Origin of the sequence: Burkholderia sp. RF7-non_BP4 (assembly GCF_001521935.1) — a bacterium.
Classification (GTDB): Bacteria; Pseudomonadota; Gammaproteobacteria; order Burkholderiales; family Burkholderiaceae; genus Burkholderia; species Burkholderia diffusa.
In genome coordinates this window covers 26,266-48,358 of the sequence record NZ_LOTA01000053.1, presented here as the reverse complement: position 1 = coordinate 48,358, position 22,093 = coordinate 26,266, and the positions used below count along the sequence as shown (strand labels likewise).

Genomic DNA, 22,093 nt, shown 5'->3' with positions numbered 1-22,093 from the left:
AATGGCGATAATCGGGGCGGTACCGCCCGGCGCGGCGCAGCGGGCCGTTCGGACGCCGGCCGAATCCTTTCCATCCGCTTTCGGAATCGTACGATGACGCTTTATCCGCAGGTGTTACGCAATCGGCCGCGCATGGTCGCAGCCCTCGCCGCGGGCGTGCTGTGCGCGGTGCTGCTGCCGTTGCAGTTGAGGCCGACCGCGCGCGCGCTGATCGGCTGGGATTGCACGATCTGGCTGTATCTCGTGCTGATGTGGGTGCGCATGGTCACCGCGCATCATCATCAGGTGCGCGAGATCGCGATCCGCGAGGACGAGAACGCGACGACCGTGCTGACGGTCATCTGCATCGCGACGGTCGCGAGCGTCGCCGCGATCGCGATCGAACTCGCCACCGCGAAGAACGTCGGCTTTCGTGCCGGGCTCGGCCATTACGCGGTCACGGGCGCGACGCTGTTCGGCGCATGGTTCCTGATTCCGACGATCTTCACGCTGCACTATGCGCGGCTCTATTACGGCTCGCCGAGCAGCGATCGCGCACTGCGGTTCCCCGACCGCAACCCCGAGCCCGATTACTGGGATTTCCTCTATTTCGCGTTTACGCTCGCGGTCGCGTCGCAGACGGCCGACGTGTCGCTCGCGAACCGTTCCGCTCGGCGCGCGGTGCTCGCGCAGTCGATCCTGTCGTTCTACTTCAACATGGCCGTGCTCGGGCTGTCGATCAACGTCGCGGCAGGGTTGTTGAGCTGACGTGGGTGACCCGAGCGGCTCGTGGAGACCGCCGCTTCACGGCGTTTCGCGTTGTCACGCGCCGCGCCGCACCGCGATCCACGCCCCCCAGAACAGGCTCGAGAAAAAGCGCAGCGGCGCATCGAAGCCCGCATCGTGCATCAACGCGAACACGGCTTCCTCGGCAACCGGCGGGTCGGCGCCCTGCAGGATTTTCGCAAGCTGCGCACGCACGGCGTCGGGCGTCGCGCCCTTCATCCGCCAGCGCTGCTGCCACGCGTCGAGCAGGCGAGGGTGGTCCGCGTAGCGGCGATAGTTGCCCGCGATCACGAGCGGCGCGCCGGGCTTCAGGCGGCGCGCGATCGCGTCCAGCAGCGCGGCCTTCGCCGCGTCGCCGGGGACGTGATGCAGCACGCCGATCAACGTCGCGCCGTCGAAGGCGGGCGCATCGGGCAGCGCATCGACGCCGGCCTCGACGAATTGCGTGCGGGCGGCGAAACCCGCCGCTTCGACGTTGGCACGCGCGAGCGCGAGCATCGGCGCGGACGGATCGACGGCCGTGAACTGCCAGCCGGGTTCCAGCGCCGCGGGTACGCAGATTTCCTGCCCGGTGCCGCCCGCACCCACGATGAGGAGCTGCGCCCCCGGCACATCGATCGCCGACGCGAGCATGCACGCGGCGAGCTCGTGGCACGCGTCGTAGCCGGCGAGCGCGATGCGGGATTGTTCGGCGTATTCGTGCGCGCGTACCGGATCGAACTTCGCGGCGCTGGCGGGGAGCGACATGGCGGATTCCTCGGGTTCGGGCGCGGACGGGGTGCCCACGCGCATCGCACGGAGCGTAAGCGCGGTCCGGCCGCGCAACAAGGCGAGCGGACATTCCGGTATGCGGACTACCCGATTCGGCGCGCGATACGCACAAGCGTTGGCGGGGTCGATTCGCATTTAAAAATGTGAGGATTCGATGCATCGCGGCCGTGAAACCGGCGCATACTTTTCTCCCCCTCTGCCTGGCCGTCGCATGCCGGGCCACGATGCGCCGCGCCGACCGCGCGGCCATGCCGCTCGGCACGCACGAGGAGCGCATGATGTCAGATTGTCCGCACGATCCGTATGCGCAGCACTACATTCACTGCCTGCCGTCCGGCGCGCAGCCCTGCGGCGCGCTCGGCACGTCGCCGCGCACGCATTTCCGCGTGTGGGCGCCCGGCAGCACGCATGTCCAGCTCGAACTCGATACCGGATTGGGGCCGACGCTCGTCCCGATGACGGCGGCCGGTCCGCACTGGTTCGAAGCGTTCGTCGAATGCGGTGCGGGCGCGCGTTACCGTTATCGGCTCGACGACGTCACGTCGATTCCCGATCCCGCATCGCGTTCGCAACCCGACGGGCTCAACGGCCCGAGCGAGGTCGTCGATCCGCGCGCGTTCACGTGGCGCAACACGTTCTGGCGCGGACGTGCGTGGGAAGACATTGCGCTGTACGCGATTCGTCCGCACGCGGTGGGCGGCTTCGACGGCGTGCGCCGCCGGTTGCCTCAGCTTGCCCGTCTCGGCGTGACCGCGCTGGAGTTGCTCGCGTCGCCGCACGACAGCCTGCCGTTCGCGCCGCTCGCGTCGGAGGGCGGCCCCGACGGACTGAAGGCGCTGATCGACGATGCGCACGGCTACGGCCTCGCGGTGCTGCTGGAACTCGACTACGCGCGCTTCGGCAGCGGCACCGACGCGCTGCGTCATTACGCGGCGCCGTTCTTCCACACGCGCGACGATCCGCTGCAGGTGCCGCCGCTCGCGCTCGATCATCCGGAGGTGTGCGACTTCTTCTGCGACAACGCGCTGTACTGGATCGACGAATACCGTTGCGACGGCTTGCGGTTGCGCGAGGCCGACCGGATTGGCACGTCGTGGCTGCGCGAGATCGCCGACCGCGTGCGTGCGGCCGTGCCGGCCGACCGGATGATCCACCTCGTGCTCGGCAGCGAGCGTCATCCGGTGCATCTGGCCGACACGCATTTCGATGCGCAGTGGAACGGTTGCGGAGAACGCGCGCTGCATCGGCTGACGGGGCGCGACGTGTCGGCGCACGAAGGGATTTCGCCTCACCAGTCGATCCACACGCTCGCGCGCGCGCTGACTGCGGCAGGCGCGGCATTCCAGCCGGCCACGGCGGGCGAGGGTCCATGCGCCGAAGGGTTGTCGCTCACGTCGCTGGTGCTGTCCGATGGCGCATGGCGCGAGAGCGAGCATGGCGATCATGAGCAGACGCCCGGCCTCGCGGCGCTTGCGCTGTCGCTGCTCACGCCGCAGATCCCGCTGATCTTCGACGAAACCGCGCGCGATGTCGATCGTGCGCATTTCGTGCAGTCGGCGCTCGCGGTGCGCGCGAAGCTGATTGCGCCGCGGCTGACCGATTGCCGGCCGCAGGACGCGCATGCGCTGAAGGCGAGCGGTGACGGCGATGCCGATGCGCTGCTTGCATCATGGTGGCTCGCCGATGACGAGACGTTGACGATCGCATTGAACCTGTCGCCCGACGCGGTGCCGTTCGATGCGCCGAGCGGGCAGGTCGTGTTCGAGACGCCGGCACGCGCACGCGACCGGGTCGATGAAGGGGAGTTGCCGCCGTATTCGCTCGTTGCGTGGCTGACGGGTGACGTCAACCGCTACGCGCTGACGCACGACGTGCGCCGCCTCGACGACAGCGCACGGCGCGCAATGCGTCCCGTTCCGGGCGCATGATGTCCGGACTGCCCGGCGCTGGCGCGCCCGGCCGCACTTACCAGAAGCCGCGAATGCCCGCGACGCCGTACGCGCCGTGGCGGCGCGCGTCGTCGAGATGCGCGCGTGTCATGCCGCCGAGCGCATAGACCGGCATCGCGGCCTGCGCGGCCAATGCGGCGAATCGCGTCCAGCCGAGCGTCGGCGCGCCGGGATGGCTCAGTGTCGGCAACACGGGCGACAGCGTGACGAAATCCGCGCCCGCGCGCGCGGCCAGCACGAGATCGTCGGCCGCGTGGCATGCGGCCGACATGCGGCGCGCGGCCGGCAGCGGCCGTTGCGCGACGGCGCGCAGGGCGGCGCCGTCGAGGTGCCAGCCCGCGCCGTCGAGCTGCATCACGCCCGCCGCATCGATCGGTCCGTTGAGCATCAGTTGCGCGCCGGCCGCGTCGCAGCGCGCGAGCGCATCGGCGGCCAGCCGCGCGAACGCGTCCGCATCGAACGACTTCACGCGCAACTGCACGAGCGTCTCGCCGCGTGCGAGCACGGCCGACAGCCTGTCGAGGAATGCGTGGCAATCGGCGGCCGACGCGGACGCCGGCTCCGGCGTGATCACGCAGCAGCGCGGCAGCGTCGGGCTCATCGCGTGCGGCGACGACAGCGAGAGGCCGTCATTCGTCGGCCTCCTTCGCGATCTTCGGATAGACGCGCACCAGCACGATGCGCGGCCCGTTCATCTTCTTCACGACGACGTCGAAGCGATCGAACGACACGCGCTGCCCTTCGCTCGGCAAATCGCTGAGCGCCTGGATCACGAGGCCGCCGACCGATTCCGCACGCCCTTCGTCGATGTCGATGCCGAGTGCCTGCTCGAGCGACACGACGGGCAGGCTGCCCTTGCCCATCAGCGTGCCGTCGTCGAGGCGGCTCCAGTCCGCATCGCCCTGGCGGAACTCGTCGTGGATCTGGCCGACCAGCGCGCCGAGCAGGTTGTCGAGCGTCAGGAAGCCGATCGGCTTCTCGCCCTTGTTGCCGACCAGCGCGAAGTGCGGCGCGCCCTTGCGGAAGCGGCGGAACAGCTCCAGCGCGGGCATGTCGGGCTTCACGTACTGCACCGGGCGCACGTAGTCGGACAGATCCTCGAGCGCCGCACCGGCATGACGCGCGAGCAGCAGGTCCTTCAGGTGGATCAGCCCGCTCACCTGTTCGCGCGACGCATCCTCGAACAGCGGATAGCGGCTGAAGCGGTGCCGCGCGACGATCTCCATGTTGTCGGGCAGCGGCAGGTCGCGGCGCAGGCCGATCATTTCGTGTGCCGGCCGCATCAGGTCCGACACGGTCATCGACGAGAAATCGAGCGAATGCGCGAGCGTGTTCCACTCGTCGTTGGTGTACGTGCCGCGGGCCGGTTGGGCCGCGTTGCCCGCGCTGCGGCGGCTGCGCAGGATCAGCTTCAGTTCGTCGGTCGAGTAGTGCGCGTCGCCGCCGTGGTCGGCCGACAGGCCCGCGAGCCTCAGCACCGCGTTCGCGCTGCTGTTGAGCACCCAGATCGCCGGATACATCGCCCAGTAGAACGCGTAGAGCGGCAGCGCGACCCACAGGCCGACCTTTTCCGACTGGCGGATCGCCATCGATTTCGGTGCGAGCTCGCCGACCACGATGTGCAGGAACGAGATCAGCGAAAACGCGAACACGAGCGAGATCAAGTGCACGATGCGTTCGGACTGCACGCCGATCAGGTCGAGCAGCGGGCCGATCAGTTCCGCGAACGCCGGCTCGCCGACCCAGCCGAGGCCGAGCGACGCGAGCGTGATGCCGAGCTGGCAGGCGGACAGATACGCGTCGAGCCGGCCGTGCACGACGGCGAGGATGCGGCCGCGCAGGCCGTGCTTGCGGGCAAGTGTCTTGACGCGCGTCGCGCGCAGTTTGACGAGGCCGAATTCGGCCGCGACGAAAAACCCGTTCAGGGCCACCAGGAACAACGCGCCGATGAGCGCGAAGATCTGTAACAAAGAATCGCTCCAGTCATGACAGGCCCATCAGTATAGGGCCGGAAAGGGAAATGTAATGATTCGGGCGCCGATCGATTACACCGGCGCCTCGCAAGGGACGGAGAGCGAGAGGGTGACGGCGGAGCCGTCGGCGAACGGGGTGTGGGTGAAGGTGCCGCCGTGCGCGAGCGCGACACGCTGGCACAACGCGAGCGTCCAGGCAACGCGCTTCGCGTCGCGCGCGCGCAGCATCTCGCTGCGGGCGAACGGTTCGAATGCGTGCGGCAGCGCGGGATCGGCGAGGGCGTCGGCGCTCACGTCGCAGGTGACGTGCGCGACGCACAGCGCGCCGTCGCGCGTGCATGTGAAGGTCACGCGACTGCCGGCGGCGCTGGTTTCGACGGCCGTCGTCAGCATCGTCCAGAGCGCCTGCGCGATGCGTTCGCGATCGGCGCTCAGCGACGGTTCGCCGTCGGGCAGCGTCGCGTCGACGGTCACCTGCCGGGCGTCGGCGAGCGCGAAGCGCACCAGTGCGAGCGTGTCGTCGAGCAACGGGCGCAGCGCGAACGGCTGTACGGCGATCGCGAGCGTGCGCGTTGCCGCGCGCGGCGCGTCGAGCACGTCGTCGATCAGCGCGACCTGCTGGTCGATCCCCGCGCGGATGCCCGCGAGCGCGCGTTGCAGGTTCGGGTCGGCGCTGGCAAGCTGGCGCTCGAGCACGTACGCCCAGCTGTGCATCGCGTTCAACGGGCTGCGCAGGTCGTGCGATGCGGTGGACAGCGCCTGGTCGCGCAGGAACAGCGCGGCCTCGGCGGCATAGTGCGCTGCGCGTTCGCGCAGGAGGTCGGCGGCGGGATCGACGGGATGGGGCGTCACGGAGCTGGCCTGTCGGAAGCGGTTGGCATGAAAAACACGCGAACCGCCATTATAGGGATCGCGCGTGTCACGCCGGCAGCGCGTCCTCGTCCTTTTTCCGGGCGTCGCCGTTCGGCAGCAACTGGCACGCGAGCAGGCCGGCCAGCATCAGCGCGCAGCCGACCAGCGCGCGCAGCGTCAGCGTCTCGCCGAGCGCGGCCCAGCCCGCGATGGCTGCGAACACGCCTTCCATGCTGAAGATCACGGCCGCGTGCGCGGGCGCCGCATCGCGCTGCGCGACGACCTGCAACGTATAGCCGACGCCGACCGACAGCAGCCCGCCATACAGCAGCGTCGGCAGCGCGCTGCGCAGCATCGCGACGCTGACCGGCTCGATCACGAGGCCGACCGCGAGGCACAGCGCGCCGCACGCGACGAACTGCAGGAACGCGAGCACGAGCGGATCGTGCCGCTTCGCGAAATGGCCGACGGTCATCACGTGCGCGGCGATGATCACCGCGCCCACGAGCTGGAACCAGTCGCCGTAGAGCACCGAGAAATGCTCGTCGATGCTGAGGAAATACAGGCCGATCGCCGCGAGCAGCGCGCCGAACCACGTGCCGGCGCCGATCCGGTGGCGGGCGAACACGCCCATCAGCGGCACGATCACGACGTACAGCGAGCTGATGAAACCCGCGTTCGCGACCCGTGTGTACTGCAGGCCGAACTGCTGAAGCGAGATCGACACGGCGAGCAGCCCGCCGAGCGCGAGGCCCGGCGCGAGGAGCGCCGGCTCGCGCCGAATCGCCGCGAGCTGCGCGCGCGAGCCCGCGTTGAACGTCAGCAGCGGGATCAGCACCAGTGCGCCGAGCAGGAAGCGCAGCCCCGTAAACAGGAACGGCCCGATCACGTCGAGGCTCAGTCGTTGCGCGACGAACGCCGAGCCCCAGATCGCGGCGGCGGCGAGCATCAGCAGGTTGGCGCGGAGGTGCTTGCGGGCTTCGGGCTTCATCGGAATTCTTCGGAAGATTGCGAACGGCGAAACCGCTCAGTTTACGCCGAGATTGCAAGGCTGTCGGAAAACCTTCGGAGTGCGGCCGCCGCGCGGGCGTCGCGCACGCGCGAATACAGCACGACCTGCGAGTGCGGCAGCGGCGGCAAGCCGAATTTCGCGCCGACGTCGACCAGCGTGCGCGGCGCGACGCGCCGGGCCAGCGGACAGACCGCGAGCCCGGCCGCGGCGGCCGCCGTGACCGCCGCGACGCCGCCACCCGTAAAGCGCTCGCGCCACGGGCGTCCGGCATGCTCGAGCGCGCGCAGCGCGGCGGCCCGCACGCCGCACGGCCCGGCCAGCACCGCGAGCGGCAGCGGCTCGCCGGCGCGCGGCGTCCAGTCGGGCGCGGCGAGCCACGCGAGCGGCTCGGTGAACAGCAGCGTGCCGTCGTCGCGCGGCGGATCCTCGCCCGGTTCGTGCCGCACGACCGCCGCGTCGAGCCGCCTTTCGTCGTATTGCGCGAGCAGGCTCGCCGACATTCCCAGATGCATTTCCAGCGACAGCCCGGGATCCTGCCGGTGCAGGCTCGTCAGCACGGCCGGCAGGTCGGGCACCGCAACGTGCTCGCTGACGCCGAGCGACAGGCGATGCGTGCCGGCCGAAATCGCGCCGAGCGCCTGGTCGTGCGCGTCGAGCAGCGCGCGGGCGGCCGGCAGGAAGTTTTCGCCGTCAGCGGCCAGCTTGACGACGCGCGGCGTGCGCGCGAGCAGCGGCTTGCCGAGGTGCGCTTCGAGCCGTTTCAGCTTCAGGCTGACGGCCGATTGCGTGGTGCCGAGCGCGTCGGCGGCGCGCGTGAAGCTCGCGAGATCGGCGACCAGCACGAACGCGCGCACCGCATCGAGGTCGAGGACTTTCATTTCAAATGAAAATGAATGAAATATTGATTGATGACTGTTCATTATAGTTATGCGGGCCTAATCTGGCGTGGTGTTTCCACTTTTCAACGTCACCGAAAGGAGCAGACCATGCCGTTCACCCGTATCGCAGTGCGCGAAGGCAAACCCGCCGCCTACCGCGCGGCGCTCGTCGACGGCGTGCATCGCGCGCTGATGCACACGTTCAACGTGCCCGAGGACGACATCTTCATGGTCGTGACCGAGCATTCGGCCGAAAACTTCGTGTTCGGCCGGCATTACCTCGACATCGAACGCAGCGACGATCTCGTGATGATCCAGATCACGGCGAACAACACGCGCACGCTCGAGCAGAAGCAGGCGCTGTACCGGACCATCGCCGAAAACCTCGCGCGGCAGCCCGGCGTGCGGCCGCAGGACGTATTCATCAGTCTCGTCGAAGTGCTGAAGGAGGACTGGTCGTTCGGCAACGGCATCGCGCAATACGTCGTCTGATACGTCGTTTGACACGCGACAGGCGCGACAGGGCCAGATCGTTTCCCGCGCGTTTTCGCGGCGTGTACTATGGAAGCTGCTTCACGGGCGACGCCGGTGCGAAGGATGCGCCGGCGATTCTTCATGTGCAGGAGCCTCCATGTCGCGTGTGCTGGAAATCGTGTTGTGCCTGTCGCTGGAAGGTTGGCCGGTCAAGACGGGAAGCCGCGCCCGTGGCGAGCAGCGCGACTTCGGTGCCGAACTCGTCCGGGCGTGGCGGATCTGTCCGCAGGTGCGGATGCGGCGCGGCCAGGAGCGCGTGACGATCGAGCCGTGCCAGGTCGAGGAGGCCGAACCGAACCCCGGCGAATGCTGGTGGACGTGGATCGAGTCGAACGCGCAGGGGCGGCGGGTCGTCGCGTCACGCACGAAGGCATTCGCGCCCGGCGTCGTGGAGCGGGAGTTGTTCGATGCCGAGCATGCGGGCATCGTCGTGGCCGCGCCGGCGTCCGGGCCGATTGCCGATACGGAATCGGCGGAGGCCGCGGGCGACGGCGACCGCGTCGTGCCCGGCCACGTTGACGAAGCGGCGGTCGCCGCATCGTCGGCGCCGGTGCGGCCGCGGCTCGTCAGCGAGCGGCGGCGCGGGCGCTGGGCGGACGACAGCGGCGTGGTGGTCGAGATGACGCTCGACGACGTCACGCTGCACGGCGGCGCCGAACCGCCGCGCCGCCATGTCGAGCTGCGCCTCGCGGCGCCCGACTGGGAAACCGCCGCCGCACGCACGGCCGCGCTGCGCGCGCTGTTTGCCGCCGCGCGCGAGCTCAGCGGCGCATGGCCCGCGTTCGTGCAGCTGACCAGCGTGATCGACCGCGCGTGCGCGGGCGAGCCTGCCGTCGCCGGGCCGGTCAAGGCGCAACTCGTCGACCTCACCGGCATCCGCACGCAGCGGGCCGCGCTGTTCGCGCTGTCGGGCGACATCGCCGCGCAATGGCTCGGCAACGAGCGCGGCGTGCTCGACCGCGACGATCCCGAATTCGTGCATCAGATGCGCGTCGCGCTGCGGCGGCTGCGTACGCTGATGCGCTTCTTCCCGCGTTTCGCGGACGATCAATGGCAGAACACGTTCGGCGTCGACTTGCGCTGGCTTGCGGCCCTGCTCGGCACGGTGCGCGACTGGGACGTGTTCTCGACCGAGAGCCTGCCCGCGCTGATCGCGGCCGACGGCGGCAGCGCGGACTGGGACGGCACGCTCGACGCCGCGCGCGTACAGGCGCTGGCCGCGCGCGTCGAACTGCGCCAGGCGCTGCATTCGGCGCGCTATGCGCGACTGACGCTCGGCTGGCTCGAGTGGCTGTGCGGGCTCGCGCTGCCGCCGACCGATGCGGACGACACACCGTCGCTGCGGCGGCATGCAACCAAGCGCGTGCGGCGGCTGTTCGGTCACCTGTATGCATCGCCAGCGCTCACGTCGCTCGACACGGCCGCGCGGCACCAGGTGCGGATCGACGCAAAGCGGCTGCGCTATGCGCTCGAATTCTTCGCGTCGCTGGCCTCGCGCCGCACGCGCAACGAGACGGTCAAGACGCTCGCGCGCGTGCAGAGCGTGCTCGGCGAGGCGAACGACACGATCGTCGCGCTGCATCATCTCGAGCAACTGGCGGCGCCCGCTTACCAGCTGGGTTTCGTGCGCGGCTACGGTGCCGCGCTCGAGCAACGCGCGGCGAGGGATGCCGAGACGCTGCTCGCGAGCCTGCGTCCGCCGAAGCTGGATGGCAAGCCGCGTTGAGCCTCGCGCGCTCACTATAATGGCCACCCGTTTTCTTCAGACAGACCGATGAGCGACGCGTCGCCTCCTTCCTCTTCCGCCGGACCGCTCGAACTGGGCGGCGAACTGTGGCTGCGCGCGGGCGGCCAGACGCTCGGCGGCGCCACCCGCATCGCGCTGCTCGCGGCGATCGGCGACACCGGATCGATCACGCGCGCGGCGAAGGCCGTCGGGCTCAGCTACAAGGCTGCGTGGGATGCGATCGATACGATGAACAACCTGGCCGGCGAGCCGCTCGTGACGCGCGCGACGGGCGGCAAGGGCGGCGGCGGCACGACGCTGACGCCGCGCGCGACCTCGCTGATCGCCGCGTTCCGCACGATCGAGCGCGAGCATCGCCGCTTCATCGACGCCGCGAGCGCGGCGGTGTCCGGTTTCGACGTCGACTGGGCGTTGATCGGCCGGATCGGGATGAAGACGAGCGCGCGCAACCAGTTGTTCGGGAAGGTCGAATCGATCGTGCGCGGCACGGTGAACGACGAGGTGACGCTCGTGCTGCCCGGCGGGCAGGTGATCGTCGCGGTGCTCACGCACGAAAGCGCCGACGCGCTCGGCCTGCAGCCGGGCGCGGATGCGTGCGCGCTCGTGAAGGCGTCGTGGGTCGTGCTGGCGGTTGACGACGAAGGCGGCGCCGAAGCGTCTCTGAAGGTATCCGCGCGCAACCAGTTGCGCGGGACGGTCGACGCCGTCGCGGCGGGCGCGGTGAACAGCGAGGTGACGCTGGCGCTCGACGGCGGCGGGACGCTCACGGCCGTGGTCACGAACGACAGCGTCGGGGCGTTGCAGCTCGACGCCGGCCGGCGTGCAATCGCGCTGTTCAAGGCATCGAGCGTGATTCTCGCGGTGACGGGCTGATCGCGCGCGACGGCGGTGTGAGCCGTTTCCGGCGATGACCGTGGGCGGACGAGGCGAAACCGGCGCCGCCCAACGTACGCGAGGCGCCGGCTTCGATCCCGTTTTCAGCTTGTGCCGCCAATGCGGTTTCTCTCAGGTCAAACGTGGCCGCTCGGGCCACCGCCTTCGCGCGATCAGGTGACGCGCGTCGGCCACTCGGCGTGCGGCGTGGCGGCCTGCACGCGTCCTTCGCTCAATTGCACGACCTGGTCGCCGAACGCGGCGACGTCGTCGGGATCGTGCGTGATGAGCACCATCGGGATATCGAGCCGCGCCTGCAGTTCGGCGAGCTCGTGGCGCATGCGCTGGCGCATCGCGCCGTCGAGCGCCGCGAACGGCTCGTCGAGCAGCAGGATGCGCGGCTGCGCGACCAGCGCGCGGGCAAGCGCGACGCGCTGCTTCTGTCCGCCCGACAACTGCGACGGGAATTGCCCGGCGAGCGTGTCGAGTTCGAACGCCTGCAGCCAGTACGCGACTTCGGGCGGCACCGTCTTCGCACGCGGGTTGCGCAGGCCCGACGTGAGCCCGAACGCGATGTTCTGGCGCACGTTCAGGTGCGGAAACAGCGCATAGTCCTGGAACAGATACGCGACGCGGCGCGCACGGGTCGGCACGTCGATGCCGCGCGCGGAATCGAACAGCGGTTCGCCGTTCAGCGCGATCGTGCCTTCGTCGGGCGACAGCAGGCCGGCGATCGCCTGCAGCGTCATGCTCTTGCCCGCGCCGGACGGCCCGAACAGCACGACGCGCTGCGTGGCGGCCGTAAACGACACGTCGAGCGTGAAGCGGCGCTCCGCGTTCACGTAGGTCTTGCGGATGTCGACGGCAACGCTCATGCGGGCCTCCGTCGTGCCGCGCCACGCGTGCGGGAAGCCGCTTGCGCGACGGGAAGGCGTTTTGCCGCGACCCGTGAGGCGCGGCGAATCGGAGGCGGCCGGCGCGTCATGTCGGCTGGCTCCGCCCGGCGCGCGACGGCACGAGCCAGCCGGTCGCGAGCAGCACGAGCACGCAGGTGATCGACGTCACCAGCACGAGGAAGTTGGCCGTGTTGTCGTCGCCGGCCTGCACCGCCGCATAGATCGCGACCGACAGCGTCTGCGTGCGGCCGGGCAGGTTGCCGGCGATCATCAGCGTCGCGCCGAATTCGCCAAGTGCGCGCGCGAAGGCGAGCAGCGCGCCGGCCAGGATGCCGCGCGTGGCGAGCGGCAGCGTCACGCGGAAGAACACCGCGGCTTCGCCGAGCCCGAGCGTGCGTGCCGCGCGCTCGAGATGCGGATCGACGCTTTCGAACGCCGTGCGCGCCGATTTCAGGATCAGCGGAAACGCGACGACCATCGATGCGATCACCGCGCCTTGCCACGTGAAGACGAGTTCGATGCCGAGCGTGTCGAGCCACGCGCCGAACACGCCGCGTCGGCCGAGCAGCACGAGCAGGTAATAACCGAGCACCGTCGGCGGCAGCACGAGCGGCAGCGTCAGCAGCGAATCGACCACGTCGCGCATCGGCGAGCGCCAGCGCGCGAGCATGAAGGCGGCGGTGACGCCGAGCACGATGTCGAGCGCGGTCGCCCAGCCGGCGACCTTCAGCGACAACAGCAGCGGCACCCAGGCGTCCTGCATCATGCTGCGCTCACTTGCCCGCGGGCTTGAAGCCGAACGTCGCCAGCACGGCCTGGCCCTGCGGCGACGCGACGAAGTCGATGAACGACTGCGCCTGTGCGGCATGGCGGCTGTCCTTGACCACCGCGATCGGATAGGTGATGGCCGTCTGCGTCGGCACCGTCAGCGCGACCTTCACGCGGCCCGGCATGATCGCCGCGTCGGTGCCGAACACGAAGCCCGCGTCGACTTCGCCGCGCGCAACGTAATCGAGGCTCTGGCGCACGTTGGCGGCCAGCACGCCCTTCGCGCTGACGGCGTCCCATACGCCAGCCGCGCGCAGCGCGCCTTCCGTGTAGCGGCCGACCGGCACCGACGCCGGGTCGCCGTACGCGATGCGCTTCACGCCGGGCGCCGTCAGGTCGTTCAGCGACGTCGGCGCGGCCGCGTGGCTGTCGGCCGGCACGATCAGCACGAGCGAGTTCGCCGCGAAATCGCGGCGCGTGCCCGGCACGATGACTTTTTCGCTGATCGCACGATCCATCGCCTTCTGGTCGGCCGATGCGAACACGTCGGCCGGCGCGCCCTTGGCGATCTGCTGCATCAGCACGTCCGACGCGCCGAAGTTGAACAGCACCTTGGTGTCCGGATGCTGCTTCTGATAAGCATCGCCGACGGCCTTGAACGCATTCGTCAGGCTTGCGGCCGCCGACACGACCAGCTCGTCGGCAGCGGAAGCCGGCCCGCTGAACGCGATGCCCGCGGCAAGCGCGGCGAGCGGCAGCAGGCGGAGCAGGGTGCGGCGAAGCGGGCGGACGGTTGGGCGCATGGTCTGGTCGTTCGAATGGAATGGTTGAAACCGTAATCGTAATATAGGGCGGGTTATAACGCTCGGCATACCGTTCATGCGCCGGTGCGCATGAAATCTTCAGATCTGGAAGGCGACGGGAAGGATGTGCGTGCGCCCAGTCATGCGTGCATCAACGGCGGCGGCGACCCGGTGCGGTGCAGCGACGACGGCTGCGATGCCGGCCGGTAGTTGGGATTGGCTTTCCAGCGGGCCCGAACGAACGGCCGCTCGTGCCCCGACAGCTCCAGCGCGACCCGGGTGACCCAGCGGTGTGACGGCACCGTGATGCCGTGCAGCGCGACGGTGACGAGCGCGAGGCTCACGACGACCGCCGGCACCGACCAGCGGTGCGGCACCGCGTGCCACGAGCCGGCGATGAATGCCAGCGCGGCGATCGCGCCGACGATGCAGCCGGTGATCGATTCGGACGGCGAATGCGCGTCGAGCGCGACGCGCGACACGCCGACCGCGATGCCGGCCGCGAGCCCGAGCGCGATGCCGGCGATCCGCACCGGCGTGCGCGTGCGGATCAGCGCGAGGAAGATCGCGACGGGATAGACCGACGTCGACAGCATCGCGTGGCCGCTGAATCCCGTGAAGTCCCATGCGCGGATACCGACGCCCCAGCCGAGGAACGCGATCTTCGTGAGCGCGACGACCCCGATCGCGACGGCGAGCACGCCGAGCCACGCGGCCGCGCGCTGCCACGAGTAGCCGAGCGCGAGCCACACGGCGATCGTGATCGCGAGCGGCAAGGTCAGGCCGGCGCCACCGAACGCGGTGATCATGATCCACAGGTGAGAGGGCAGGTCGAACATCGGGAGGGGAACGAGCAGAGGCGGGACGAATGCTTAAATCAACGCGCGAGCCGGGAAGAACGACTACAACGGATACAAGCGGCTAAACCCCAGTATAGCGCCGCGTATGCTCGAGGCCCGTTTTTTGCCGCGCGGCGGAACTATCCGCGCGCAGGAAAAATCCCAGAAACAATGTTATGGTGCATTGCACAAAGTCGAACGATGCACCGAGTGTTGTCCCCCTATTTTTCCTGACTGCGAGCCCGATCGATGACCAAAAGTCTGACGAAGGTATGGCTGGGCGGCATGAAACGTATGCTGTCTCCGGCCGCCAAACGTGCGGCGCGCGATGCACAGCGTATCGCGCGCGATACGCTCGAGGCTGCGGCGTCGCCCGCCGCGACCGATCTGTCCCCGCCGCGTGAGTCGCGCGTGCGGCCGCGCGCGGCTGCATGGGCGGCTGGCGAGTGGACGCGCGGCGAACACCCGATGGCGCCCGCGCTCGGCCGTCTGGTCCAGCAGCTCGCCTACGGGCTGTACGTTCCGCCTGGCCGGCGGCGCGGTGCGATACCGCTCGTCGTGATGCTGCACGGTTGCCAGCAATCGGTCGACGAGTTCGCGCAGGGCACCCGGATGAACCTGCTGGCCGACAAGTACGGCTTCGCCGTGCTGTATCCGGAGCAGTCGGTCCGCGCGCACTCGCACGGCTGCTGGCACTGGTACGAAGACACCGACCGCGCGGGCCGCGGCGAGGCGGATGCGGTCGCGTCGCTCGTCGACGCGCTCGTCGACGAGCACGGCTTCGACGCATCGCGCGTCTATGTCGCCGGGCTGTCGGCCGGCGCGGGCCTGGCGGCACTGCTGGCGCTGCACCACCCGGATCGCTTCGCGGCGGTGGCGCTGCACTCCGGCCCCGCGCTCGGCGAGGCGAATTCCGGGATCAGCGCGATGGACGTGATGCGGCGCGGTCTCCGGCAGAATCCGGCCGCGGTGGTCGACACGGTGGTCGATGCTGGCGCGTATCCGGGCATGCCCGTGCTGATCGTGCAGGGCGACCGGGACCATGTCGTCGCACCGAAGAATGCGGACCAGTTGATGGTGCAGTTCATGCGCCTGAACGGGCTCGCGGACAGCCGCGGCGCACTGCGCGGTGGCGAGCGTGTGGAAACGCGCGAGGCAGGCGCGCAGATCACCGACGTGCGTCGCGACGGCGAGTCGATCGTGCGGCTCTGTCACGTGAAAGGGCTCGAACACGCATGGGCGGGCGGCGACGAAGCGGTGCCGTTTCATGCGGCGGTCGGCCCCGATGCGAGCGCGATGATCTGGTCCTTTTTCGAAGGGAATCGGCGCACTGTGGCGACCGAACGACGCACCGTCTGATCGACGCTGGCCAAAGGCTAGGGTTTTCCCTATAATTCGGGAAAACCCTAGTCAAAGAACCTTTGGATTGCGAGATCGACCATGTACCTGCTGAGCCACCTCTTCCTGATGCTGACCAAGAACGCTGAAAAGGCCGCGAAAGAGCGCGCCGATGCGTACCTGTCCGAAGCAACCGACATCTACGATCTCGAATTCCGCATGCGCAAGATCGATCGCGAAGCGGCGATGAACCGTCCGTTCTCGTTCGGCTCGCGCTAAGCAGCGCAGCGCGGGCCGGCTCACCAGCCGGTCCGGCGAATCACGCAAAAGGGCGTGTGTGGCAAGCAGCCGCACACGCCCTTTTTGCATTCGGCGCCGCGCGTTGCGTCAGACGACCGTCAGGCGCACCGGCACGTTGTTGCGGGTCGCGTTCGAATACGGGCACACGTGGTGCGCCTTGTCGACCAGCGCCTGTGCGTCGGCCTTGTCGAGCCCCGGCAGCGACACGCGCAGTTCGATGTCGAGCCCGAAGCCGCCGGCATCGTTCGGGCCGATGCCCACTTCCGCGGTCACTTGCGTGTCGGCCGGCAGCGCCTGCTTGTTCTGGCCGGCGACGAACTTCATCGCGCTCAGGAAACAAGCCGAGTAACCTGCGGCAAACAGCTGCTCCGGGTTCGTGCCTTCCGCGCCCGTACCGCCGAGCTCGCGCGGCGCGGCCAGCTTCACTTCCAGCTTGTTGTCGGCGGATACCGCGCGGCCGTCGCGGCCGCCCGTGCTCGTGGCGCTGGTCTTGTACAGAATGTTCATGGTGCAGCTCCTGTCGGAAGAGTGGTAGGAAGCGGTCCGGTCGGACGAGGTGTCGCCGGCCACGAACGAAATATAGAACACAAATGATTTGTGTGCAAATGAAATTTTGAAGAAAAAGCCCGGGCAGTGCCGGGCTTGTTTGAGATCGACGTGCCGTCAGCCTTCGTTGGCGGCCGACAGCGCGTTGCGCAATTGCTGGAGATCCGCGCGCAGCCTGACCAGGAACTCGGGCGTTTGCTGCATCGCGCAGAAGAGATCGGCGGGCACCGAGCGCGCCTTGAGCTTCAGCGCACGGCCTTCCGCGGTCAGGCGCACGTTGACGACACGCTCGTCGGTCGCGCTGCGCACGCGTTCGACGTAGCCGAGCGCCTCGAGCCGCTTCAGCAGCGGCGTGACGGTAGCCGGGTCAAGGTCGAGGCGGGCGGCGATGTCCTTCACCGCGATGTCGTCGCGCTCCCACAATACGAGCATTGCAAGATATTGGGGATAGGTCAGCGACAGCTTGTCGAGCAGCGGCTTGTACGCCTTCGTCATCGCATGGGAAGTCGAATAGAGCGCGAAGCACAGTTGCTCGTCGAGCGTCTGGGGCAGCGGGGGCAGGCGGTCCATGATTCGGGGGCGCGGCGGACGCGCTAACGATTTGCATGCAAATTATTTTGCGCGCAACGGATTCGATTGAACAGGGGGCGGCGCGAAGGTTGGGGCGCCGGGGCCGGGAGGGGAGATGGACGGCCGGCGGCGTGCGCCGGCCGAGTCTGCGTCAGCGGCCGGACTCAACGGCCCGACGCGGGCGTCGCGGCTCCCGGTTCCTGCACGCCGAAGCAGCCGCGATAGGTCGCGTAGAACGAGCAGTACATCATCGTGACGATGATGATCGTCACCGGCATCATGATCGTCAGCACGTAGGCGCCCGCGCCGAGCGCCTGCAGCAGCAGCGACAGGCCGAACGACGTGCCGAGCGCGACGCCGAACCACAGCAGCCCGTACACCACGAATGCGCCGCGATTGCGCCAGCAACTGACGATGCTGAAGAACAGCGCCTTGGCGGGCGGGATGTCGTGCCACGCGGTGAGCACCGGCGCGAACCAGAACAGCATCGCGACCGGCGCGTAGAGCAGCGTCGCCAGCAGCAGCGCGCCGAGTGTGCCTTGCGCGGCAAGCGCTTCCGGCGTCGGACTCGTTTCGCTCGTCGCGCCCAGCATCATGGTGAGCAACCCGCCGCCGTCCACGACGGACGAGGCGGCGAACACCAGCACCATCAGCGCGACATAGACCACGCCGAGCACGAGCAGCCGCTGCGTCGTCACGGTGCCGTACGAGCGGAAGCCGTCGATGAGGATCGTCGGCATCACCGGCTTGCCGGCCACCGTGTCGCGGCACGCGGCCATGAAGCCGACGGCGATGCCGGGGATGAACAGCAGCGGCAGCGCCGCGCCGATGACCGGCACCATCGACACCAGCGTGATCGCCAGCAGGTACGTGAAAAACAGCGTGATGAACGCGAGCGGGTTCCGGCGGAACAGCCAGATGCCTTGACGGAACCAGACATAGCCCGCTTTCGCGGGCACTTCGATCAGTTGCATGCGGTATGGGTCTCGGGAAGCGCGGGCGTGTGGGCGATACGCTCACGCAGGATGCGTTCGAAATGACCGGGGTCGTGCGGTTTGAGCATTTCAGCCGCGCGCGGCAGGTAGAAATCGTACAGGCGCGACACCCAGAAGCGGTACGCGCCCGCGCGCAGCATGTCGCTCCAGTGGCGGCGCTCCTCGGCCGTGAACGGCCGGACCGTCTGGTACGCGCGCAGCAGCGCGTCCGCGCGCGCGACGTCGAGCACGCCCGTCGCGAGGTCGACGCACCAGTCGTTGACGGTCACCGCGACGTCGAACAGCCATTTGTCGCAGCCCGCGAAATAGAAATCGAAGAAGCCGCCGAGCCGGACGTCATGACCGGTGCCGGGCGCCGCGTGAGCGAACAGCACGTTGTCGCGGAACAGGTCGCAGTGGCACGGGCCGCTCGGCAGCGCCGCGTAGTCGTCCGACGAGAAGAACGCGGCCTGATGCGCGAGTTCGTCCTCGAGCAGCGTGCGCTGCGCGTCGGAAATGAACGGGACGATCGCCGGCACGTTTTCCTGCCACCACGGCAGGCTGCGCAGGTTCGGCTGGTGGCGCGCATAGTCGCGCCCCGCGAGGTGCAGGCGCGCGAGCATCTGCCCGACCTCGATGCAGTGTTCGACCCCCGGTGCGAGTTCGGCGGCGCCATCGAGCTTCGTGACGATCGCGGCCGGCTTGCCGTGCAGTTCGCCGAACAGCGCGCCGTCGTCGCGCGGGACCGGATCCGGCACCGGCACGCCGTGGCTGGCCAGATGGCGCATCAGATCGAGGTAGAACGGCAGCTGTTCCGCCGTCAGCTTTTCGAAGATCGTCAGGACGTATTCGCCGCGCGTCGTCGTCAGGAAGAAGTTGCTGTTTTCGATGCCGGACGGAATGCCGCGGAACGCCAGCACGTCGCCCAGTTCGTAGTGGCGCATCCATTGCGCGAGATCGGAGTCGGAAACAGCGGTGAAAACGGCCATGCGAGATGCGTCTGGTCAGTTGTCGGCACGCGCGCGGCGTGCGGCGCGACAGGAGGTGAAGGGAAAGCCGGCGCGCCGCGTCGGGATCGACGCGGCGCGGGGGGAATCAGTAGCGGAGGTTCACCGACGGCAGGCGCGTGATCGGGACGCCCGCGTCGTGCGGCTTCGGCGACGTGTCGAGCGTCGAGCTCATCTGGTAGCGCGTGCCGAAGTTCGACTTCACGTCGATCTCGACCGGCTTGCCGCGATCGCGATACTCGGTGACCTCGGTGCCGTTCTTGCTCTTTTCATGGAAGCTCGGCGTGCGGCGAATGTCGGCGAAGTCGACTTTCGACGTGACTTCGGCGCCCGGCCGGTTGATCTTGCGGAGATCGGGCAGGCCGGCGGCTTCGTTGGCCTCGGCCCGGGCCTGCGCGTCGGCGTCGGGCGTGCCGCCGGCGGCGTAGGCGGCGCCGGCGGCGGCAAACGTGCCAGCGAGCACGGCGGCAGCGGCGACGAGAATGAGCGGCTTCATGATGAGTCTCCAGTGAACCTTCCGATTTTAGCAAATACTGCGCGCGGCCCGGCCCTCGCGTGCAAGCGGCGTGCAAGCGGGCGGCCATGAGCGTGATCGGGTTCCGTGGTAATGTCGTTCGATCAGACGAGGTGATGAAAATGAAGAACGATTTGAGCCGCCGGCATCGGGTGCTGACGCCCGAGAGCCCGCCCGTCGAAGCATTCGACGATTCCGTTGCCGCCGTCGCGCGGCTGTCGGCCATCTACGACACCAATACGGGCTTCCTGCGCGACGCCTTCGCGCGTTATCGCCGCCATGAATCGATCACCGAGCACGTGCGCGCGTGCTATCCGTTCGTGCGGATTCGCACCGACGTCAACACGCACGTCGATTCGCGCCGTTCGTACGGTTTCGTCGCGGGCCCCGGCGTGTTCGAGACGACCGTCACGCGTCCCGATCTGTTCGCGAACTACTATCGCGAGCAACTGCGCCTGCTGTCGAAGAACCACCATGTGAAGATCGAGATCGGCGTGTCGTCGCAGCCGATTCCGGTTCACTTCGCGTTTCCCGAAGGTATCCACCTCGAAGGCGAACTCGATCGCGACCGCCTGCTCGCGATGCGCGACATCTTCGACACGCCCGACCTGTCGTACCTCGACGACCGCATCGTCAACGGCACGTTCGAGCCGGCACCCGGCGATCCGCATCCGCTCGCGCTGTTCACCGCCGCGCGCGTCGACTTTTCGCTGCACCGGCTGCGTCACTACACGGCGACGTCGCCCACGCACTTCCAGAATTACGTGCTCTACACGAACTATCAGTTCTACATCGACGAGTTCGTGAAGCTCGGCCGCGCGATGATGACGGAAAGCACCGATCCGGACGTGCGCGCGTACCGCAGCCAGTACAGTTCGTTCGTCGAGCCGGGCGACGTCATCACGTACAACGCGAACCTCGGCAGCGAGCCGGCCGAGGGCGCCGCGCCGCCGCGGCTGCCGCAGATGCCCGCGTATCACCTGAAGCGCGCGGACGGCAGCGGGATCACGATGGTCAACATCGGTGTCGGTCCGTCGAACGCGAAGACGATCACCGATCACATCGCGGTGCTGCGTCCGCATGCCTGGGTGATGCTTGGCCACTGCGCGGGCCTGCGCAACACGCAGCGCCTCGGCGACTACGTGCTCGCGCACGGTTACGTGCGCGAGGATCACGTGCTGGATGCGGACCTGCCGCTGTGGGTGCCGATCCCGGCGCTCGCCGAAGTGCAGCTCGCGCTCGAGCGCGGCGTGGCCGAGGTCACGCGTCTCGAAGGAGCCGAACTGAAGCGCGTGATGCGCACGGGCACGGTCGCGAGCGTCGACAACCGCAACTGGGAACTGCGCGATCACCGCGAGCCCGTGCAGCGGCTGTCGCAGAGCCGCGCGATCGCGCTCGACATGGAAAGCGCGACGATCGCCGCCAACGGTTTCCGTTTCCGCGTGCCGTACGGCACGCTGCTGTGCGTATCGGACAAGCCGCTGCACGGCGAGCTGAAGCTGCCGGGCATGGCCGACACGTTCTATCGCGGCCAGGTCGACCAGCATCTGCAGATCGGCGTGAAGGCGATGGAGATTCTGCGCACGAACGGGCTCGACAAGCTTCATAGCCGCAAACTTCGGAGCTTTGCGGAAGTGGCGTTTCAGTGAGGTGAACGCCGCGCAAGCAGCGGGCGTAACGACAAAGGCCGCACGCGAACTTTCGTTCACGTGCGGCCTTGTTCTTTGTCCTGCAGTGCGCGGGCCCGATCGACCCCGCATCTAGACGCTCAGCACTCGCCCTTCTTCGCGTGTCCCGGCGGGCAATGGTAGCCGCCGTGACCGCGATGGCGCTCATGATCTTCCCACTCACGACGCTCCCAGTAGCGGCGGCCGTCCCAGTAGCGATCGCCGTGCCAGCCGATCACGACCGCAGGCGCCGGTGCGACCACGACAGGCGCGGGCGCGACGACGACCGGCGCGGGCGTGCCGATGTTGACGTCGACGTTGACGGCATGGGCGAGGCCGGACAGCGAAAGACCGAGGCCGGCGAAGGCGAGGGCGATCAGTGAGCGTTTCATGTTGTTTTCCGTGATGTCGTTGTCAAAGGCCGGCGCGACGCGATGGACGCGAGGGGGATCGTTCCACCGGGGGGACGCCACGCCGACGAGATGCAGTGTGCAGGCGCGGCGCGAAAAAGGCGAGA

At 68.6% G+C, this 22,093-nt stretch carries 24 protein-coding genes; 8 read left to right on the top strand and 16 right to left on the bottom strand.

The annotated features are described in order from the left end of the window. Positions 1-93 precede the first annotated feature (93 nt). Positions 94-747 (top strand): DUF1345 domain-containing protein, encoded by a 654-nt coding sequence (locus tag WS49_RS18520; protein WP_059531549.1) that lies wholly within the window; start codon positions 94-96, stop codon positions 745-747. 54 nt (positions 748-801) lie between these two features. Here the strand turns inward: WS49_RS18520 and WS49_RS18515 are convergent, their stop codons facing one another. After that, positions 802-1,512, bottom strand: a complete 711-nt coding sequence (locus tag WS49_RS18515; protein WP_059532382.1) for a class I SAM-dependent methyltransferase — start codon at positions 1,510-1,512, stop codon at positions 802-804. Positions 1,513-1,814: 302 nt separating this feature from the next. On the opposite strand from WS49_RS18515, the gene WS49_RS18510 reads away from it, so the two are divergent. After that, a complete protein-coding gene (locus WS49_RS18510; protein ID WP_059532380.1) occupies positions 1,815-3,464 on the top strand; it encodes a DUF3459 domain-containing protein in 1,650 nt (549 codons plus the stop codon). Between the two features lie 37 nt (positions 3,465-3,501). Here the strand turns inward: WS49_RS18510 and WS49_RS18505 are convergent, their stop codons facing one another. From WS49_RS18505 to WS49_RS18485, 5 genes are all read right to left on the bottom strand, one after another. After that, on the bottom strand, positions 3,502-4,086 hold the full coding sequence (locus WS49_RS18505; protein WP_059531546.1) for a thiamine phosphate synthase: 585 nt from the start codon (positions 4,084-4,086) through the stop codon (positions 3,502-3,504). Positions 4,087-4,114: 28 nt separating this feature from the next. Continuing rightward, entirely contained in the window at positions 4,115-5,455 is a 1,341-nt protein-coding gene (locus WS49_RS18500; RefSeq protein WP_059531543.1) for a hemolysin family protein, read from the bottom strand. A 75-nt stretch (positions 5,456-5,530) separates the two neighbouring features. After that, entirely contained in the window at positions 5,531-6,310 is a 780-nt protein-coding gene (locus WS49_RS18495; protein WP_059531540.1) for a sensor histidine kinase, read from the bottom strand. Between the two features lie 67 nt (positions 6,311-6,377). Continuing rightward, on the bottom strand, positions 6,378-7,301 hold the full coding sequence (locus WS49_RS18490; RefSeq protein ID WP_059531537.1) for a DMT family transporter: 924 nt from the start codon (positions 7,299-7,301) through the stop codon (positions 6,378-6,380). Positions 7,302-7,342: 41 nt separating this feature from the next. Further along, entirely contained in the window at positions 7,343-8,200 is an 858-nt protein-coding gene (locus WS49_RS18485) for a LysR family transcriptional regulator (protein ID WP_059531534.1), read from the bottom strand. A gap of 108 nt (positions 8,201-8,308) precedes the next feature. Between WS49_RS18485 and WS49_RS18480 the strand changes: the two genes are divergently transcribed. The 3 genes from WS49_RS18480 to WS49_RS18470 all read left to right on the top strand — a co-directional run bounded on the left by WS49_RS18480 (position 8,309) and on the right by WS49_RS18470 (position 11,354). Continuing rightward, entirely contained in the window at positions 8,309-8,692 is a 384-nt protein-coding gene (locus WS49_RS18480; RefSeq protein WP_059531531.1) for a tautomerase family protein, read from the top strand. 139 nt (positions 8,693-8,831) lie between these two features. Next, positions 8,832-10,460: a CHAD domain-containing protein gene (locus WS49_RS18475; protein ID WP_059531527.1), complete on the top strand. Its 1,629-nt coding sequence runs from the start codon at positions 8,832-8,834 to the stop codon at positions 10,458-10,460. Between the two features lie 48 nt (positions 10,461-10,508). Then, positions 10,509-11,354 carry a TOBE domain-containing protein gene (locus WS49_RS18470; RefSeq protein WP_059531524.1) on the top strand — a complete coding sequence of 282 codons (846 nt, stop codon included), beginning with the start codon at positions 10,509-10,511 and terminating at the stop codon, positions 11,352-11,354. 173 nt (positions 11,355-11,527) lie between these two features. On the opposite strand, the gene WS49_RS18465 is transcribed toward WS49_RS18470, so the two are convergent. From WS49_RS18465 to WS49_RS18450, 4 genes are all read right to left on the bottom strand, one after another. Beyond that, entirely contained in the window at positions 11,528-12,229 is a 702-nt protein-coding gene (locus tag WS49_RS18465; protein WP_059531521.1) for a sulfate/molybdate ABC transporter ATP-binding protein, read from the bottom strand. A gap of 106 nt (positions 12,230-12,335) precedes the next feature. Beyond that, positions 12,336-13,013: a molybdate ABC transporter permease subunit gene (gene modB, locus WS49_RS18460; RefSeq protein WP_059532377.1), complete on the bottom strand. Its 678-nt coding sequence runs from the start codon at positions 13,011-13,013 to the stop codon at positions 12,336-12,338. A 10-nt stretch (positions 13,014-13,023) separates the two neighbouring features. Beyond that, a complete protein-coding gene (modA, locus tag WS49_RS18455; RefSeq protein WP_059531518.1) occupies positions 13,024-13,821 on the bottom strand; it encodes a molybdate ABC transporter substrate-binding protein in 798 nt (265 codons plus the stop codon). A 140-nt stretch (positions 13,822-13,961) separates the two neighbouring features. Continuing rightward, positions 13,962-14,660, bottom strand: coding sequence for a phosphatase PAP2 family protein (locus WS49_RS18450; protein WP_059531515.1), 699 nt, complete (start codon positions 14,658-14,660; stop codon positions 13,962-13,964). Between the two features lie 249 nt (positions 14,661-14,909). Here WS49_RS18450 and WS49_RS18445 point away from each other — a divergent pair, with 249 nt between their 5' ends. Both WS49_RS18445 and WS49_RS33815 read left to right on the top strand, forming a co-directional pair. Beyond that, positions 14,910-16,019, top strand: a complete 1,110-nt coding sequence (locus tag WS49_RS18445) for an extracellular catalytic domain type 1 short-chain-length polyhydroxyalkanoate depolymerase (protein ID WP_059531512.1) — start codon at positions 14,910-14,912, stop codon at positions 16,017-16,019. Positions 16,020-16,100: 81 nt separating this feature from the next. Continuing rightward, a complete protein-coding gene (locus tag WS49_RS33815; protein ID WP_006753395.1) occupies positions 16,101-16,277 on the top strand; it encodes a DUF3563 family protein in 177 nt (58 codons plus the stop codon). A 108-nt stretch (positions 16,278-16,385) separates the two neighbouring features. On the opposite strand, the gene WS49_RS18440 is transcribed toward WS49_RS33815, so the two are convergent. The 5 genes from WS49_RS18440 to WS49_RS18420 form a co-directional block, all read right to left on the bottom strand. Continuing rightward, positions 16,386-16,805, bottom strand: a complete 420-nt coding sequence (locus tag WS49_RS18440; RefSeq protein WP_031399791.1) for an organic hydroperoxide resistance protein — start codon at positions 16,803-16,805, stop codon at positions 16,386-16,388. Positions 16,806-16,961: 156 nt separating this feature from the next. Beyond that, positions 16,962-17,414 carry a MarR family winged helix-turn-helix transcriptional regulator gene (locus tag WS49_RS18435; RefSeq protein ID WP_059531509.1) on the bottom strand — a complete coding sequence of 151 codons (453 nt, stop codon included), beginning with the start codon at positions 17,412-17,414 and terminating at the stop codon, positions 16,962-16,964. 164 nt (positions 17,415-17,578) lie between these two features. Then, on the bottom strand, positions 17,579-18,388 hold the full coding sequence (locus WS49_RS18430; protein ID WP_059531507.1) for a BPSS1780 family membrane protein: 810 nt from the start codon (positions 18,386-18,388) through the stop codon (positions 17,579-17,581). After that, positions 18,379-19,377 carry a homoserine kinase gene (locus WS49_RS18425; protein WP_059531505.1) on the bottom strand — a complete coding sequence of 333 codons (999 nt, stop codon included), beginning with the start codon at positions 19,375-19,377 and terminating at the stop codon, positions 18,379-18,381. The genes WS49_RS18430 and WS49_RS18425 overlap by 10 nt, the downstream gene beginning before the upstream one ends. 106 nt (positions 19,378-19,483) lie before the next feature. Then, positions 19,484-19,891 (bottom strand): hypothetical protein, encoded by a 408-nt coding sequence (locus WS49_RS18420; protein ID WP_059466512.1) that lies wholly within the window; start codon positions 19,889-19,891, stop codon positions 19,484-19,486. Between the two features lie 140 nt (positions 19,892-20,031). On the opposite strand from WS49_RS18420, the gene WS49_RS18415 reads away from it, so the two are divergent. After that, the gene (locus tag WS49_RS18415; protein ID WP_059532374.1) at positions 20,032-21,558 is read left to right on the top strand and encodes an AMP nucleosidase; all 1,527 of its coding nucleotides are present in this window, start codon (positions 20,032-20,034) and stop codon (positions 21,556-21,558) included. 119 nt (positions 21,559-21,677) lie between these two features. Here WS49_RS18415 and WS49_RS18410 read toward each other — a convergent pair whose 3' ends face one another. Then, positions 21,678-21,968: a hypothetical protein gene (locus tag WS49_RS18410; RefSeq protein WP_059531502.1), complete on the bottom strand. Its 291-nt coding sequence runs from the start codon at positions 21,966-21,968 to the stop codon at positions 21,678-21,680. Positions 21,969-22,093 lie beyond the last annotated feature (125 nt).